The sequence below is a fragment of the Massilia sp. TSP1-1-2 genome, from assembly GCF_049896185.1.
In the GTDB taxonomy this organism is placed as follows: domain Bacteria; phylum Pseudomonadota; class Gammaproteobacteria; order Burkholderiales; family Burkholderiaceae_D; genus Telluria_A.
Window position 1 is genome coordinate 53,751 of the sequence record NZ_JAFCTU010000021.1, and the last position, 16,667, is coordinate 70,417.

The window sequence follows — 16,667 nt, forward strand, 5'->3', positions numbered from 1 at the left end:
GGCTGAGCTCGTGTCGCAATGGGGGAACTGACCCCGGGTGTGGGGTTTCTATGAGGAAGAATACTTTACACGAAGCCCAGCTTGCGCGTGCTGGGATTGTAGTTCGACAGGTTGGGCAGCAGGGCGAGCAGTTCGCTGTCGCCCACGCCCAGCCAGGCGCCCAGGGTGGCGGCATGCTGTTCAATCGAGGTGCTCGGCAGCAGCCGGCCCATGCCAATATCGTCGGGGCCGTCGTTGGCGATCAAGGGCGGCGTGCCGTAGTAGCGCCCGCCTTTTACCGCTCCGCCGAGCACAAAGTGGGTGCTGCCCCAGCCGTGATTCGACCCATCGGCGTCGCCCGTCAACGCGCGTCCGAATTCGGAGGCGGTAAACGTGGTGACTTGCTCGGAGACGCCCAGTTCGACGGTCGCCGCGTGAAATGCGGCCAGCGCCTCGGCCAGCCTGGTCATCAACACCGGATGGGTGGCGCTGATGCCGTCGTGGGTATCAAAGCCGCCCAGGCCGACAAAGAACACCTGGCGCCTGGCGCCGAGTGCCGGGGCGGCGGCGATCAGGCGCGCCACCATGCGCAACTCGTCACCCAGGCTGTTGGACGCGGGGAATCCGGTGCGCAGTGCGGGTGCGGCGGTCAGCGCCCCGGCGAGAACTTCGTGAGCTTCGATCGCACGTTTGCTGACGCGGCAATATTCATTTTCCAACAGATGCACGCGCGGCTCGGTGATCAAGTTGCGTAGTGCTGCCGACGCCGCAGCCGATCCAAAGAGTGGACTGCCTACACCTGCAAGGGGAATCGCACCGGCAGTCGTGATCCTGAATTGGATTGCTGTGTTTCCCGAAAGAAATATCGAGTTATCAGACAGGTTGATGCAGCTGAAAGGGGTGTTGCCGCTCGCTGAGAGAAACTGATCGGCCAGGCGGCCACCCCAGCCCGATGGGGCGCCACCCTGGGAGCCGCACAGCCACAGCGCATGTTGGTCAGCGTGGGAAAGTAATTTGGGCGGCAGTTTGACGGTATTGTTCTTGAATTGCTGTTTCGTCGTCGGCTCCACCAGCGGGCCGATATTGAGCACGATGCCCAGCTTGCCCTCATTAAACAGCGGAACCAATGGCGCGAGGGTGGGCGCGAGCGCGTACTGGCGCGCAAAGCCGGCCGAGTCTGTCGGGCTGACCGCGCTCGACAGTGCGGTGGCGGCCAGGCTGTCGCGGCTGTACGCGAAACTTGGCCGCGCCTGCTGGTACAGCGCATGGCTGGAAATGTCGTAGGGAACGACGGTGTTGGCGTAATCGTTGCCGCCGTGTAGGAACACGCACACCAGCGCCTTGTAATCTGTCGCGCTGGCAGCGCTTGCTTCGGCCATGGCGGCCAGGTTGAGCGCCCAGGGCGCCGCCACGCCAACGAGCGACATGCTCGCCGCGCGTTTTAAAAAAGTGCGCCGTGAGGCGCTCGCGCCATTCTCGGTGTCCATTGTCCGCTCCTATTTTTGTACGATGAATTCGGGGGCCGCCATCACCATGACCAGGGCGGCACGCACCCGGTTCAGGCGCGCCGCGTCGTCACCCGCCGGCATGCCGTCAAGGCAACTGACGACGAGCGCCACTGTGGTCGCGGAAAGCTGGCCGGCGGCAAGTACCAGGTTGACTTCATCGACCAGGGCCCGCGCCGTCTCGGCCAGTGGCAACAGGGTGCTGTAGTCAGGCACCAGGTCGCCAATGCCGCTACCGATGACGTTTTGCATGAAGTTGACATAGCCGACCACGGTCGACTCGTTGGTGATCTGGAACTCCGGCGCCACCAGTCCTGCGCGTGCGATGGCCGTGTTGGGCGGCACGTAATCTGGGCGGAAGAAATTAAAGACCGACGGCGCGCGCAGCGGGCTTTGCCCCAGCCGCGTGGCCGGATCGGAAGTATTACCAATACCCCAGGTGTCGCCGGGCGAGGTGACCTTGAAGGCGCGCGCCCACGCTGCCAGGCGCAAGATGGGTTCGCGCAGTTTGCCGAAACCGGGTGCACTCTGGTAAGCGCTGTTGCGCGCCTCGTCGTCGAGCAGGATGGCGCGGATCACGGCTGTCAAATTGCCCTTGGTGCCGCTCCCGTCGTTATTGAACACCGCCGCCACGCGCGCAACGTAGGCTGCGCTGGGGTTGCTGGTGACCAGGCGCTGGATCAACTGGCTACTGATGAAAGGGGCAACGTTTCGGTGGGCGAAGATGGCGTCGAGTGCCTGCGAGAGGCTGGCCACGCCGTCCGTTCCCGCTGCAATGGTGGTGCCGAGGAAGGTCTTGCTGCCGCTTTCGTGCTGCGCCGCGTTCTGGATCAAGGGCATGCGCTTGAAACCGGGGACCTCGATACCACCAGCGGCCCAGTCATAGGTCCACCCCGTAAACACGCGCGCCAGGCCCATGATGTCGTCCTGGGTGTAAGTTTCGCGCGCCAGGCCAGTGCGCAGTTTGAGCGTACCGTCAAGGTTCAGCTCAACTACGCCGATGGTGTAGAGCTGCAATAGTTCGCGCGCATAGTTTTCATCAGGGATGGTGCCGGCAGCAGGGTCGGCCTTGACATTGTCGATGTAGGTCAGGTATTCGCCCATGGGTGCACTAAGTGAGATTTGCTGAAGTAGCTTGCGGTAGTTGCCGAAAGCGTTCACTTCTAGCAGGTCCATGAAGGCCGCCCCCGCAAATGGACCCCAACCGTTGCCGGCAAAGCCTGGAAGAGCGGCGACGACGATTTCCGACAACGCGAGCGTGACGCGCTGGCGCAGGGTGTCGTGCGAGCTGAGCAGTTTGCGCCATTGGCAGGCATCGGCGCCTGCGTCCGTGAAAGCATTGGCCGGCGCCGCATAGCCACCCGCCATCAGCCAGTCCCAGCGCGAGCGGCTGGCCGGCAGCGCGAACTGCTCGTCCAGCCAGCCAGCGTAGCCGAGCGACTGCACCATGGCGATCTGCTCGCGCGTGGCGCCCATCGATGCTTGCGCCAGGAAGCGTGCGGCGTGCTCCGGGGTAACGCTCTCGCGCACCACGGGCGGCGCTGCGGCCCCCGGTGCGGCGCCGCCGCCGCCGCCGCCGCAAGCGGACAGCAGGGCGCCGGTCAACAATGCAGCGGTGGGAACGGCGGCGGGAACGGCACTGTCGGCAGGGCGCTCGGCCAGGTCTTGGCTAGTGGTAATCATCATCAACTCCATCCCAAAAAAAACGTTTCTGTGGATTGATGGTCAATGATTTCCTGGCAACGACCTTTGTGCCATTCGTGAAGTTCGCGTTCAATTGACGATAATCAAGATCGTCACTTCGTAGCCATGCGGACACTTTGCGTATTGGCAAAACTTGCCGGCGAAAAAAAAGCTCACGGCAGTGAGCTTTTTTCCTGCGCCGCGTCACGCCCCTCAGAACGCGGCGCGCAGCCCCAGGTCCAGATGATGGACGTTGGTGGTATTTTCCTTGCGCGACGCATCGGCGTACAGGTAAGTGCGCTTGGATAGCGGATACTCGTAGCCGATCGACAATTGCCGGGTGGCCGAGACGCCCTCCGGCTCCTTGCGCCCGTAGCCGATCAACAACGTGCCGTTGACGATGGTGTAATTGGCGCCCACCACCCAGGCCTTGGTCATTTCATTGGCTGCGATGGTGTGGCCGCGGTCCTGGTGGCTGTAGATGGCCATCAGCTTGAGTGCGGCGAACGGCTTGACCGAGGCGGCGGCCGACCACAGTTCGGACTCGATGGCGTTGCGTTCCACCCCCAGCATGGCGCCCATGTTGCCGCTCTTGTAGGTGGCCGAGATCGAGAACGGATTGGCCGAGGCCGAACTGTTGGCGCCGTATTGGGGCAGCAAGGCCGTGCCGCGCCCGATGATCTGGGCGCCGCCGTTCGCTTCCTTGGCGCCCACCGTGGCGTTGAACTGGAAGCCGCCGAATTCGGGCGTGTTGTACCAGGCCGCGTTCGCGATGCGATTGAAGGAGTTGCCGGCGGCGTCCAGCGGCTGCACGGTGTAGCCCGCCACGGCCACGTCGGTGTAAAAGCCGGCCGGCGACGGCGTGCCGTGGAAGGGCTCGAAGGCAATCACCGACTCCATGTACGAGGTGGTGCCGCGCCCGATGCGCAGCGTGCCGAAGCCGCCCTGCAGGCCGACCCGGCTCTGGCCCTGGAACAGGGGGCGCACGCCGCTTTCCAGCGTGCCGGTGTCCGGCTCGTAGCGAATTTCCAGGTGGACCAGCGCTTTCAAGCCCCCGCCGAGTTCCTCCACGCCGCGAAAACCGAGCGTATTGGCGTCGCGCTTGCCGACGGCGGTGCTGCTGCCGGTCCGCTTGATCAGGCCGGCGTCCACGGCGCCATAGAGGGTAACGTTGGACTGGGCCTGGGCGCTGAGCGCAAACGCGCTCGCCAAGCTGACTGCCAGAAGTGATGTTTTCATGCGCGTCAATCGCCTCTTGTGTGGTTAACCGATGGGAAATAAGTACGGTCCAGCACATAGGAAGTTATTGGAAAGCACAGGCAGGCGGCGAGATTCGACCGCTTCTTTGATTTACCTCAAGGGGAGGTGATCGCAGGGATGGCTTGACTGTCTTTTTCTTGCAAGAAATGATTGGGCGGCATGCGCGGCAGTGTCAGCGTGAAGCAGGTGCCGGCCAGCAGGCTCGAGCCTAGGCTGATGCGACCGCCATGGGCGGCCACGATTTCGCGCGTGATGTACAGGCCGAGGCCGAGGTTGTCGTTGCCGGCATGGTTGCGCTCGCTGATCGGGCGCATCGCAAAGCGCTGGGCCGGCTCGAACACGGTGCGCATGCTGGCCACATCCATCACCGGGCCCATGTTGCGCACCGAAATGACGATCTGCGCGCCGCCATGCACGCTGACCGACACCGGCTCGCCGTCGGCGCCATGCTCGACGGCGTTGCCCAGCAAGTTCGACAGCGCCTGGTTGATGCGCGAGCGGTCCCACACCACGTCCAGGTCGCCGTCCTGCACCAGGTCGATGCGGCGCTCGGGATGAAAGGCGCGCATTTCATCGACCACCAGCATGCATTGCTCGCCCAGCGCATATGGCGCCGGCTTGATCGGAATGCCGTCGCCCAGGTGGCTGGTGGAAAAATCGAGCAGGTCGCCCACCAGTTCGTTGACCCGGTTGGTGCTGGCGAAAATGCTCTTGGCAACGATCTGCTGACGCTCGGTCAGCGCTTCGTCCTGCAGCAGGATTTGCGCACCCATGCTGATCGCCCCCAGGGGATTGCGCACGTCGTGGCCGAGGATGGCCAGGAACACGCTTTGCGATTCGCGCAGCATGCGCGAGTAACGGCCCACCGATTCGGTGAGCGACTGGTCGATCGCTTCGTTAAAGCGCAGCATGTCCTCGACTTCATGGTCGTCGGCGGCAGCGCTCCTATGTTGCCACAAGCGCAACACGCTGGCGCGCACGGCGCGGTATTCGGCCACCAGCTCTTCGATCGCAAAACCGGAATTCATGCGTTCCGAAGCGTGAATTTCCGCAGCCGTATCTTCGCTCACGGCGGGCGCTTTGCCCTGCGACTTGTCGATGCTGTCGCGTTCGCCCTGGTAGGTGTCGAGGTCGGTGCAAATGACCAGCAGCATTTGCTGGGCATGGTCGCGCAACTGCAGCTTGCTCGACGCGCGCATGGGATTGAGCGTGAGGGCGAAGTTTTCCCACTCCTGCAAAATGAGTTCCATGTGTTCACGGATAAATATGGATAGACGCACGGTAATTCTTTCTGGGACAAGCGGGGAGGGCGACGCGGGCATCGACCTGCTAAGCAGCGGGAGGGGATCGGGAAACGATGAGGTGTTGCCGCAGCATACGCTATTCCCGTGCATATGGCACGTGAGCAATAAAAACGTACGACAATGCTGAATAAGAGTCATACTGAAAGACAATTAGTGGTTGATTATTTATTAATGGAAATTACATGAGCACAGACGAGTGCGCCGCACTGCGGGCGAAAATCGCCGGGCTCGAGCAACAACTGGCGCTGCTGCAGGCCGGTTCGCCAGGCGCCGCCCCGCAACAGGATGCTTTCCTGTCGCTACTGACGCACGAGTTGCGCAATCCGCTCGCGCCCATCATCATGGCCAGCAGCATGCTGGCCAAACTGCCGGGCGCCACGCCCGAACTGCTCAAGCTGCAAGCGATCATCGCGCGCCAGGCCGCGCACCTGTCCGGCGTACTCGACGAGCTGCTCGACACCGCCCGCCTGCAGCGCGGCGACGGTGGCGTCTCTTCCGCCGTCCCGGCCACGTTGCCGCTGTGCCGCCCGCTGGCGGCAAGCGGGGCCAAGGCGCGCCGCATCTTGCTCATTGAAGACAACCGCGACGCCAGCGACACGCTGCGCATGCTGCTGGCCGCCGAAGGCCACCACGTCACCGTCGCGTTCGACGGCATTGCCGGGCTGGGGCTGGCGCGGGCGCAAAGCTTTGATGTGCTGGTGTGCGACATCGGCCTGCCCGGCATGGACGGGCTCGAACTGATCGGCCAGCTGCGCCGTTCGCTGGGCATGCCGATTCCGTTCGCGATCGCCATTTCGGGCTTTGGCCGCACGGCCGACCGCGAACGGGCCATCGGCGCCGGCTTCGGCCATTATTTCGTCAAGCCGGTCGACGTCGCGGCCTTGCTGGCGCTGGTCGCCTCCGACGCGGTCACGGGCTTTATCGCGGCCAGCCAACGCCGCTAGTGTCCTGAGTTGGAAGTTCGTTGTATAAATATTCCGACAATCCCCACGATGCTGCGTCAAAAATGCTCGCAAGGCCCCGGCCTTGCTCCGCTTTTGTTCCTTGCCTCATGGCGATTTCGGAACATTTATAAACAACGAACTTCCAACTCAGGACACTCGCTGCGCTCGGGCACCGGCTGACGCGCCGCACCGGCGTTTCCTGCTGGATTTGCCGATGGCGAGCGGCCTGTCACGCGTCAAAAAGCGAGCCCGGCAGTGGGACTAAGGTAGGAATCGCAGCCGCTATTGTCGCGGCGGTTCTCGCCGGGAGTGCCCCATGAAAACGTTTGCCATCCGCTGTGTGCTCGCTGCCTGCGCCACCTTGCTGTGTGCCTGCCAGCGCACAGCCGAGGCGCCGCTGCCGCACGTGGAACAATTGAACCGGCTAAGCGGCCCCACGCGCGACCTGGCGATCGAACTGCGCGAAGGCACCAATATGGCCGCCTCGCCTTCGCCCGACGGCAAGCAGGTGGTGTTCAGCATGCAAGGGGCGCTGTGGGTGATGCCTATCGCCGGCGGCAATGCGCAGCGTATCACTGGCTGGGAGCTGGAGCCGACCTGGCCGGTCTGGTCGCCCGACGGCAAGACCATCGCCTTCCAGAACTACGCGGCCGACGGCAACTATCACCTGTGGACGATTACCCCGGACGGGCGCTCGGCGAGCGAACTGACCAGCGGACGTGGGACGACCGCGAACCGGCCTGGTTGCCCGACGGCAGCGCCCTGGTGTTCGCGTCGGACCGCGGCAATGACCAGCAATACAAGATCTGGCGCCTGACGCTCGATGGCATGGCGCTGGTGCAGCTTACCGAGGGCAAGGGCGCCGAAAGCCAGCCGGCCGTGTCGCCCGACGGCAAGCGCCTGGCGTGGACCGACAGCGCGCGTATTTACACGCAAGCGTTGACCCCGGGCGCCGCGCCGGTGGCGGTGGCGCCCGGTTCGGCCTCGGCCTGGACCCCGAACAGCAAAACGCTGGCCTACCAGAATTTGGCCGGCCAGCTCACGCTTGGCAACCGCGAAGTGACCGTCAACGAAGACATGTTCCCGTTCCCGGTGCGCTTTTTGCCCGACGGGCGCTTCTTGTACACCGCTGACGGCAAGATCCGCCTGCGCCGGGGTGACGCCAGCGACCCGGTCGACCTGGGTTTCGAGGCCACCATGCTGGTGCGCCGGCCAGGTCCGGCGCGCGCGCGCGAACGCGGTTTTGGCAACCGCTCGGCGCGCCCGGTGCTGGGCATCAGCGCGCCGGCGCTTTCGCCGGACGGCACCCGCATCGCCTTTGTCGCCCTCAACGACGTGTGGGTGATGGCGCTCGGCCAAACGCCGCAGCGGCTCACGCACGACCTTGACCGCGACGCCGGCGTGCAGTGGACTAGCGACGGCGGCGCCGTGTATTTTGCCTCGGAACGGGCCAATGGCGGGCGCTTTGCCATCGACCGGATCGACCTGGTGACGCGCGCGCGCACGCGCCTGGCCGCAGTGCCTGGCCAATCGATGGGACACCCCAAAATGTCGCCCTCGGGCCGCTACATCGCCTACACGGGCGAGGCCGGGCAGCTAGCGCTGTGGGACCTGGCCGGGGCGAGCTCGGTGCAGATCGCCGCGGGCGCGGGCAGCGAAGTGAGTGCGCCGTCCTGGAGCGCGGACGAACGGCACGTGATGGTGGTTGCCAACGAGCGCGTCAACAACCGCTTTCGCGAAGGCTACAACAAGCTGCGCGTGAGCGACATTGTCACCGGCGAGCAGCGTTTTTACGCCGTCGGTCCGGCCCCGCGCCAGGTGTCCGAGCGCGACGAGGGCGCCGCCGTGCTCGCCCCTGATGGCCGCCAGGTCGCCTTTATTATGGACTCGGTGCTGTACGTGATGCCGCTCAACGCCGACGCTTCGCCGGCCGGCGCGCCGCGCCAGCTCACCACGGAAACTGCCGACCTGCCATCGTTTTCCGGCGACGGCGCCACCATCTTGTACAAGGCCGCCGACCAGCTCAAGCTGATTGCCGCCGCCGGCGGGCCGGCGCGCCAGGTGCACCAGGTGCACGTTAACCTGGCGTGGACCCAGGCCGCGCCAACGGGCACCTTGCTCATTCGCGCCGGCGCGCTGTGGGATGGCGTCTCGCCGGTGCTGCGGCGCGACGTCGACATTCTGGTCACGGGCAACCGCATCGTGTGGGTGCGCGCGCACCAAGACGGGGCCGAGACGGCGGCGGCGCGTTTCATCGACGCCTCGCAGCTCACCGTGCTGCCGGGCCTGTGGGACAGCAGCGTGCTGCCGGCCGACCGCTTCGGCCCGGCCGCCGCCGCCATGCTCGCCTACGGCGTCACTTCGGCGCTGTCGTCCGGCGGCCCGCTGCACCAGGGCGTGGAACTGCGCGAGGCGCTCGAGGCGGGCGACATGGTCGGCCCGCGCCTGTTCGCCGCGACTGCGCTCTTGGGCGGCAACCGCGTGCTCGAGCTCCACGCGCGCAGCCTGCGCACGAGCGCGGTGGCCGACCTTGAAATTGCCAAGGCGCGCCGCATGGGCGTGGACTTCATGGCGGCCGACGCGCGCGCGCCGGTGGCGCTGATGAACCGCATCGCGCAAGGGGCGCTGGCGCTGGGCGTGCAGTCGGGCGCGGGGGCGGCCGCGCCGGCCCTGATCGCCGGCATCGGCGGCGCCGCGCCGTTGCCGGGCGGGCAGCGCCTCGGCTACGACTGGTCGCGCTCGGTGCTGATGGGGATCGGCTACCAGGATGCGCACACCCTGTACGGCAACGGCGAATTGCGCCTGACCGACACGCTGGCGGCGACCGGCGCGCTGCTCGCCTACGACCCGGCCTTGATGCTCGATCCGCGCATGCTGCTCGCGCCGCCCGACTTCGCCGCCGCCATGCGCACTGCGCGCACGCCGGGCGCCGCCGTCATGGCCGCGATCCGGCGCGACGCCCAGCAGCAGGCCCGGGTGATCGCGGCCGGGGCCTTGGTCAGCAACGGCAGCGCCGGGCCGCCCGGCGCGCCGGGCATTTCGCTGCACCTGAACTTGCGCGCAGCCGGCATGGCGATGACGCGCCACCAGGCGCTGCAGACGGTGACGATCAACGCAGCGCGGCACGCGCGGGTCGGGCAAGACCTGGGTTCGGTCGAGGCGGGCAAGCTGGCCGACCTGGTGCTTGTGCGCGGCAATCCCCTGCAAGACCTGACTGCGGCGGCCAACGTCGAATACGTGATCAAGAACGGCAATGTCTTTACCCAGGCGCAGATCGTGGCGCCATTCCGGATGCCGCCCTGCGCCGACCAGGCGGGCGCTTGTGGCCCGTCGGACGAATAGGAGAGCAGCATGGATCGCCTTGTGAATTGCCCGGTCAGCCGGCGCGTGCGCCTTGCCGCCGGCGCACTGTGCACCTCGCTGCTGACTGCGTGCGTGCTTTACCTGCCGCCGCGCCCGCGCCCGGAACCGGATCTGTCCGCCCATGCCGACGTGTTGCTCGCTACCGAACGCGGCATGCGCAGCGTCGTGTTCGACGCCCACCATGGCTACCTGTCGCTGTCCAATACTACTGGCGGCCCCAGCCTGGTCCTGCGCACCGGTTCCATGGTCAACCGCTTTTCAACCTGGTTGCCGCTCGACCTGGAGCAATGCGCCCTGGGCCCGGCGCGCGGCGGTGAAGCGCTGCGCGCGCCGGCGCTGGCGCGCGTGGACGGCAAAATCTTCCTGTTCCAGAGCACGCCCGGCAGCGCCAAGGAGCATTCGCTGTGCCAGTTCGAGCACGCCATGGAATGGTTCGCCCCGCGCGACGAGGCGCTGCGCGTGTGCACCGGCCTGTACTGCGAACGGCTGTGGATGACGGACCTGCAGTCCCATCGCGGGCAATTGCTGTCGAATGCCGGGGGCGGAATTAATCTGCTGGCCAGCGCCGACGACGCTCGCCACTGGCGCGCGCTGCTGGGCAGCGTGGACCACGACGCCTGCCCGCATTCGGCCTGGCGCATTGTCGGCAACCGGCTGCTCACCGGCGGCGCCTGTCCGGGCGAGGGCGCCTTCCTGCGCGCCTACGCACTGGCGCCGGACGGCGTGAATTTGGCGTCGACCGAACCGCTGCCGATGGCGCTGCCGGCGCTGGAAAACCGGCGCGTGCACTTCATTGGCGAGGCGGGAGGGCGGGTCTTCGCCGGGGTCGAGGGCGGCTTGCTGCGCAGTCTGGACGGAGCGCGCTCGTTCCAGTTCGTGCTGGGCCAGCTGGAGGCGAGCGGCCAGCCGACCATTCTCAGCCTGCTGGCGCTGCGCAACCGGCCCGGGATCGTGCTGGCAACCGGTTTTGTCCAGGCCAGCGGCAAGCCTTTTCTGGCGCTCTCGCGCGACGGCGGCGCGCGCTGGACCGATGTCAGCGCCAGCCTGCCCGGCTACGAGCGCGCCCGCTTCGAAGGCAGTACACGGCTCACGTCGCTAGTGCAGGACCGGCTGGGACGAATTGTCCTGACACTGAATCTGGATCAGGATGCGCGTGGGCGCCTGGTGCTGCTGACGCTGGGAGGGGTAGACTGAACCGGGAATGCAGGAAGGCGGCGATTTTTTCCTGGGTCGCGGCCAGGTAGGGAATGGTCATGTGGTCCGAGCCGGGCACGATTTCGTCGAGGTGCAGGCGGCCGAGCTGGGCGACCAGCAGATCGGTGTGCGAATGGGGCACCACGTCGTCGCTGGCGGCGCGCAGCACATAGGTGGGCGCGGTGAGCGAAGGGGCGTACTTGACCGACTCGAACCGGTGCCGCAGCACGTATTCGACCGGCACCGCGCGGAATTTGCGCTTGGCAATGGCCAGGATCGAATCGTAGGGCGTGATCAACACCAGCGAATGGACGGGACGCTCGAGCGCCACCTGCACCGCCACGCCGGAACCGAGACTGCGCCCGACCACGGCCACGCGAGCGGCGTCCACGTGGTGGCGCTCGGCCAGCCAGTCGAACAGCAGGCGCCCGTCTTCGACCATGTGCTGCTCGGCCGGGTCGCCCTGGGAGGCGCCGTAGCCGCGGTAATTCACGGCCAGTACCGCCATGCCAGGGAACATGCTGGCCGCGTCGCGCACCACCCACGACACTTCTTCGGAGCGCCCGCCAAAGTAGACCACGGCCGGATGGGGCCCGACCACCTGGGGCGTCATCAGCCAGCCGGACAGCTTGGTGCCGTCGTTGGCGCGCAAAACAATCGGGCGCGTCCGATGGCCGCTGCTGCGCGGCTTGTCCACCTCGCGCTTGAGCGTGGGATTGAACACCAGCCGGCGCTGGCTGGCGGCAATGGCGGCAGTCATGCCCAGCCAGATCAGGCTGAGCGCACCCGCGACACCGGCAACTTTTTTCGAATTATTCATATGTGCAACTTTAACCCTCATGAACCCAGCACTATATGCGCAGGTTCATCCAAACGCCAACTCGTGCGTTAGCCTGCATCAGGCGCCGTGCTGGGAACAGGGGTGATATCTTGCTGCCAGCACAGCGTGGTTTCTTCCGCCACCCGATGGCGCAAGCGGCCCCATGGACAAATTTGATGCACATCAACGGAATATTGCCTTGTTCCGTCTACGCTGCACCACCAATCACACAAACAGGGTGAGACCCGCATGAGCGTAAGAAACCTGGAGCGCCTGTTCGCGCCCGCTTCGGTAGCCATCATCGGCGCCTCCGAACGGCACGGCAGCGTGGGCGCGACCGTGCTGCGCAATGTGCTGGCCGGTGCGTTCAAGGGGCCGGTGTACGCGGTCAACCCTAAGCACGCGTCGCTGGCGGGCATGGAATGCTACGCCAGCGTGGCCGCGCTGCCCGAGGCGCCCGATCTGGCCCTCATCTGCACTCCGCCGGCCAGCGTGCCGGCGCTGATCCACCAGCTGGGCGAAAAAGGCACGCGCGCGGCCGTCGTGCTCACGGCCGGGCTGGGGCAGTTGCATGACGAGCAGGGCGCAACGCTCAGGCAAGCCATGCTCGACGCGGCGCGCCCGTTCGTGCTGCGCATCCTGGGGCCGAACTGCGTGGGCATGCTGGTGCCGGCCATCGGCCTGAACGCCAGTTTCGCCCACACCAATGCGCTGCCGGGAAAAATCGCCTTTGTATCGCAGTCGGGCGCCCTGGTGACGGGCGTGCTGGACTGGGCCAATTCGCGCCACATCGGCTTTTCCAAGTTCATTTCGCTGGGCGAGGGCGCCGACGTCGATTTTGGCGACGTGCTCGACTACCTGGCCAGCGACCCGCACACCAGCGCCATCCTGATGTACATGGAAGACTTGCGCCACGCGCGCAAATTCATGTCGGCGGCGCGCGCGGCGGCGCGCGGCAAACCGGTGCTGATCTTGAAAGCGGGCCGCATGGCCGAAGGCGCCAAGGCGGCCGCTTCGCACACCGGGGCCCTGGCCGGCGCCGACGACGTCTACGACGCCGCCATCCGGCGCGCCGGCATGCTGCGCGTGCTCACCACCGAAGACTTGTTTGCCGCGGTCGAAACGCTGGCCCATGCGCGGCCCCTGTTCGGCGAGCGCCTGACCATCATGACCAACGGCGGCGGCCCGGGCGTGATGGCAACCGATGCGCTGGTGGCCAGCGGCGGCAGCATGGCGGTGCTGTCCGCTGACACCTTGCGCAAACTGGACGCCGTGCTGCCTGCCACCTGGTCGCACGCCAACCCGGTTGACATCATCGGCGACGCGCCGGCCGAACGCTATGCGCGCACGCTCGCCCTTTTGCAGGACGATCCGCAGTCCGACGCCATCCTGTTCATCCACGCGCCCACCGCCATCGTGCCCAGCGCCGACATTGCGCGCGCGCTCGCGCCGATTGCCAAGGCGGCGTCGCGCAACATCCTGTCGTGCTGGCTGGGCGGCGACGCGGTGGCCGAAGCGCGCCAGATCTTCGCCGACGCCGGCCTGCCCACTTTTGGCACGCCCGAAGAAGCGGTGAATGCGTATTTACAGATCGTCAATTTCCGGCGCAATCAAGATTTGCTGATGCAGGTGCCTCCCAGCGCCTGCGGCAGCTTCGTTGCCGACCGCGCCAAGGCCGCTGCCATCGTGGGGGGCGTGTTGCAAGCGGGGCGCGACATGCTCACCGAACCGGAAGCGAAAGCTTTGCTGTCGGCCTATGGCATTGCCGTTGTCGCCACCCGCACCGCGGGCAGCGTGGACGATGCCGTAGCCGCCGCCGGCGAGATCGGTTTTCCCGTCGCCGTCAAGATCCTCTCGCCCGACATCAGCCACAAGACCGATGTCGGCGGCGTGGCGCTCGACCTGGACAGCGTGGCGGCGGTGCGCGCGGCTGCCACCAGCATGCTGCGCCGCGTGGCCGAGCTCAGGCCTGGCGCGCGCATCGATGGTTTTTCGGTGCAGCAGATGGCGCGCCGGCCCGACGCCCAGGAACTGATCATCGGCGTGGCTCTCGACCCCGTATTCGGGCCGGTGCTGCTGTTCGGGCAGGGCGGCATCGCGGTCGAAGTGATGGACGACCACGCCGTGGCGCTGCCGCCGCTCAACGTGGTGCTGGCGCGCGACATGATCTCGCGCACGCGCGTGGCCAAGCTGCTGGCCGGCTACCGCAACCGAGCGCCGGCCGACATGGACGCTATCATTCACGTGCTGATGCAGGTCTCGCAAATGGTGGCCGACCTGCCTGAACTTGTTGAACTGGACATCAATCCGCTGCTGGCCGACAGCGCCGGCGCCATCGTGCTCGACGCGCGCGTGCGGGTGGTGCGTGCAGACAAATCGGCCAGCACGATGGACCGCCTGGCGATCCGGCCTTACCCGCGCGAACTCGAAGAGACCATCGAATGGGATGGCACGGCGCTGCTGCTGCGCCCAATCCGCCCGGAGGACGGTCCGGCGCACGTGGCGTTCTTCGACGCGCTCGAGGCGGACGACGTGCGCTACCGGATGTTCGTGCGCGTGCGCGAACTGCAGCCCTCGCAGCTGGCGCGCTTCACGCAGATCGATTACGACCGCGAAATGGCCTTTATTGCAACCCGGCCCGGTGCCAACGGCGCGCCCGAAACCATCGGCGTGGCGCGCGTGGTGGCCGACCCGGACAATGTCGAGGCAGAATTCGCCGTCACGGTGCGCTCGGACCTGAAGGGGCATGGGCTGGGCCAGATGCTGATGGAAAAGCTGATTGCCTACTGCCGGCAAAGGGGTACGCGCGCCATCGTGGGCGAGGCGCTGCCGCAAAATACGCGCGTGATCCGGCTGGTGAAAAAGCTTGGTTTTATGGTCACGCAAAACCCGGCGGACGACACGCTGCATTTGCGCCTGCCGCTGGAGTAGGGTTTAATGTGGGCTTAATTAGGACATACGCAGGGCTTACGCAGGGCTTACATAGGGCTTACGTAGGGCTTACATAGGGCTTACATGGGCATTACGCAGGGCTTACATAGGCATTACGCAGCCCTTACCTGAAGCTTACCTGCAGCGATCTCCCGGCGTCCTGCCGTTTTTGATGCACGTCAAGGATTTTTGAGGTCCTGATCCATACACTCGCTGGATGTTAGATCAGGAGCATCACCCCATGCATGCAAGTTTAATACCCGCAGCTACCTCGCGTCCGCTCGAGTTCGACCCGGTCCTCATTCGCAAACTGGCCAAATCCGGGCCGCGCTATAGCTCCTATCCGACTGCGGACCGCTTCACCGACGCCTTTACCTACCGCGACTACCTGCAGGCGGTGGCCAGCCTGCGCATGCGCGGCAGCGACAAGCCGCTCTCGCTGTACCTGCACATTCCCTTTTGCGACACCGTCTGCTATTACTGCGCCTGCAACAAGATCGTCACCAAGAACCGCGACAAGGCGGCCGTCTACCTCAGCTACCTGAAACGCGAAATCGACATGCAGGGGCGCCTGTTCGGCGGCATGAACCATGTCGAGCAGCTGCACTTTGGCGGCGGCACGCCGACCTACCTGTCGGACGCGCAAATGGAGGAGTTGATGCTGCACCTGCGCCGCTGCTTCCAGTTCGCCCCTGACGAGGTAGGCGAATATGCCATTGAAGTCGATCCGCGCACCGTGTCGGCCGAGCGCGTGCACAGCCTGCGCCGCCAGGGCTTCAATCGCATCAGCCTGGGCGTGCAGGATTACGACGAACAGGTGCAGGTGGCCGTCAACCGCGTCCAGCCGGAGCACGAAACGCAAGCCATCATCGACGCCGCCCGCGCCGCCGGCTTTCGCTCGGTGAGCATTGACCTGATCTACGGCTTGCCGAAACAGGACCTGGCGACGATGGCGCAAACGCTGGCCAAGGTCATCAAGGCGGCGCCCGACCGCATCGCCGTCTACAATTATGCCCACCTGCCGCACCTGTTCAAGCCGCAGCGGCGCATCATCGAGGCCGATTTGCCCAGCGCCGAGACGCGCCTGGCCATGCTGGGCCTGTGCATAGCGACGCTGGGCGCCGCCGGCTACACCTACATCGGCATGGACCACTTCGCCCGTCCCGACGACGACCTTGCCATCGCCCAGAAGCAGGGGCGGCTGCACCGCAATTTCCAGGGCTACTCGACCCACGCCGACATGGATCTGGTCTCGTGCGGCGTGTCGGCCATCAGTTCCGTGGCGGCCACTTACAGCCAGAACGTCAAGACGCTGGACGCCTACTACGACCTGATCGACCGCAACGAACTGCCGATCGAGCGCGGCATTCGCCTGAACATGGACGACGCGCTGCGGCGCACTATCATTCAGATGCTGATGTGCCAGTTCGAGCTGTCGATTTCCGCCATCGAGATGGCGTACCCGATCGTGTTCGCCGATTATTTTGCCGCCGAGCTCACGCAACTGGCGGCGCTCGAGGAGGACGGACTGGTCACGCTGGAGCCGGAGTGGCTCAGCGTCACGGCGCGCGGGCGCATCCTGATTCGCAATGTGTGCATGGTGTTCGACCGCTATTTGTCCACCGGCGCGGCCGGCGGCGCTGGCACCGGCCCGACGCCGGCGCGCCACTCGCGCACCATCTGA

The 16,667-nt window shown here is 65.8% G+C and carries 11 protein-coding genes; 6 read left to right on the top strand and 5 right to left on the bottom strand.

The annotated features are described in order from the left end of the window. Positions 1-65 precede the first annotated feature (65 nt). From ACP7BV_RS17815 to ACP7BV_RS17830, 4 genes are all read right to left on the bottom strand, one after another. Entirely contained in the window at positions 66-1,466 is a 1,401-nt protein-coding gene (locus tag ACP7BV_RS17815; RefSeq protein ID WP_426105711.1) for a DUF1501 domain-containing protein, read from the bottom strand. A 9-nt stretch (positions 1,467-1,475) separates the two neighbouring features. After that, a complete protein-coding gene (locus ACP7BV_RS17820) occupies positions 1,476-3,170 on the bottom strand; it encodes a DUF1800 domain-containing protein (RefSeq protein ID WP_426105712.1) in 1,695 nt (564 codons plus the stop codon). A gap of 210 nt (positions 3,171-3,380) precedes the next feature. Then, positions 3,381-4,406 carry a porin gene (locus tag ACP7BV_RS17825; protein ID WP_426105714.1) on the bottom strand — a complete coding sequence of 342 codons (1,026 nt, stop codon included), beginning with the start codon at positions 4,404-4,406 and terminating at the stop codon, positions 3,381-3,383. Positions 4,407-4,522: 116 nt separating this feature from the next. Continuing rightward, positions 4,523-5,677, bottom strand: coding sequence for a sensor histidine kinase (locus ACP7BV_RS17830; protein ID WP_426105715.1), 1,155 nt, complete (start codon positions 5,675-5,677; stop codon positions 4,523-4,525). Positions 5,678-5,913: 236 nt separating this feature from the next. Here ACP7BV_RS17830 and ACP7BV_RS17835 point away from each other — a divergent pair, with 236 nt between their 5' ends. The 4 genes from ACP7BV_RS17835 (at position 5,914) to ACP7BV_RS17850 (ending at position 11,232) form a co-directional block, all read left to right on the top strand. Continuing rightward, positions 5,914-6,675 (top strand): response regulator, encoded by a 762-nt coding sequence (locus ACP7BV_RS17835; protein ID WP_426105717.1) that lies wholly within the window; start codon positions 5,914-5,916, stop codon positions 6,673-6,675. A 316-nt stretch (positions 6,676-6,991) separates the two neighbouring features. Further along, positions 6,992-7,492, top strand: a complete 501-nt coding sequence (locus ACP7BV_RS17840) for a TolB family protein (RefSeq protein ID WP_426105718.1) — start codon at positions 6,992-6,994, stop codon at positions 7,490-7,492. Between the two features lie 2,120 nt (positions 7,493-9,612). Continuing rightward, the gene (locus tag ACP7BV_RS17845; protein WP_426105764.1) at positions 9,613-10,017 is read left to right on the top strand and encodes an amidohydrolase family protein; all 405 of its coding nucleotides are present in this window, start codon (positions 9,613-9,615) and stop codon (positions 10,015-10,017) included. Between the two features lie 9 nt (positions 10,018-10,026). Further along, a complete protein-coding gene (locus ACP7BV_RS17850; protein ID WP_426105719.1) occupies positions 10,027-11,232 on the top strand; it encodes a hypothetical protein in 1,206 nt (401 codons plus the stop codon). On the opposite strand, the gene ACP7BV_RS17855 is transcribed toward ACP7BV_RS17850, so the two are convergent. Continuing rightward, on the bottom strand, positions 11,126-12,052 hold the full coding sequence (locus ACP7BV_RS17855) for an alpha/beta hydrolase (RefSeq protein WP_426105721.1): 927 nt from the start codon (positions 12,050-12,052) through the stop codon (positions 11,126-11,128). The genes ACP7BV_RS17850 and ACP7BV_RS17855 overlap by 107 nt on opposite strands. Before the next feature lie 249 nt (positions 12,053-12,301). Here ACP7BV_RS17855 and ACP7BV_RS17860 point away from each other — a divergent pair, with 249 nt between their 5' ends. Together ACP7BV_RS17860 and hemN are read left to right on the top strand one after the other, a co-directional pair. After that, entirely contained in the window at positions 12,302-14,983 is a 2,682-nt protein-coding gene (locus ACP7BV_RS17860; protein ID WP_426105722.1) for a GNAT family N-acetyltransferase, read from the top strand. Between the two features lie 241 nt (positions 14,984-15,224). Further along, on the top strand, positions 15,225-16,667 hold the full coding sequence (hemN, locus tag ACP7BV_RS17865; protein ID WP_426105724.1) for an oxygen-independent coproporphyrinogen III oxidase: 1,443 nt from the start codon (positions 15,225-15,227) through the stop codon (positions 16,665-16,667).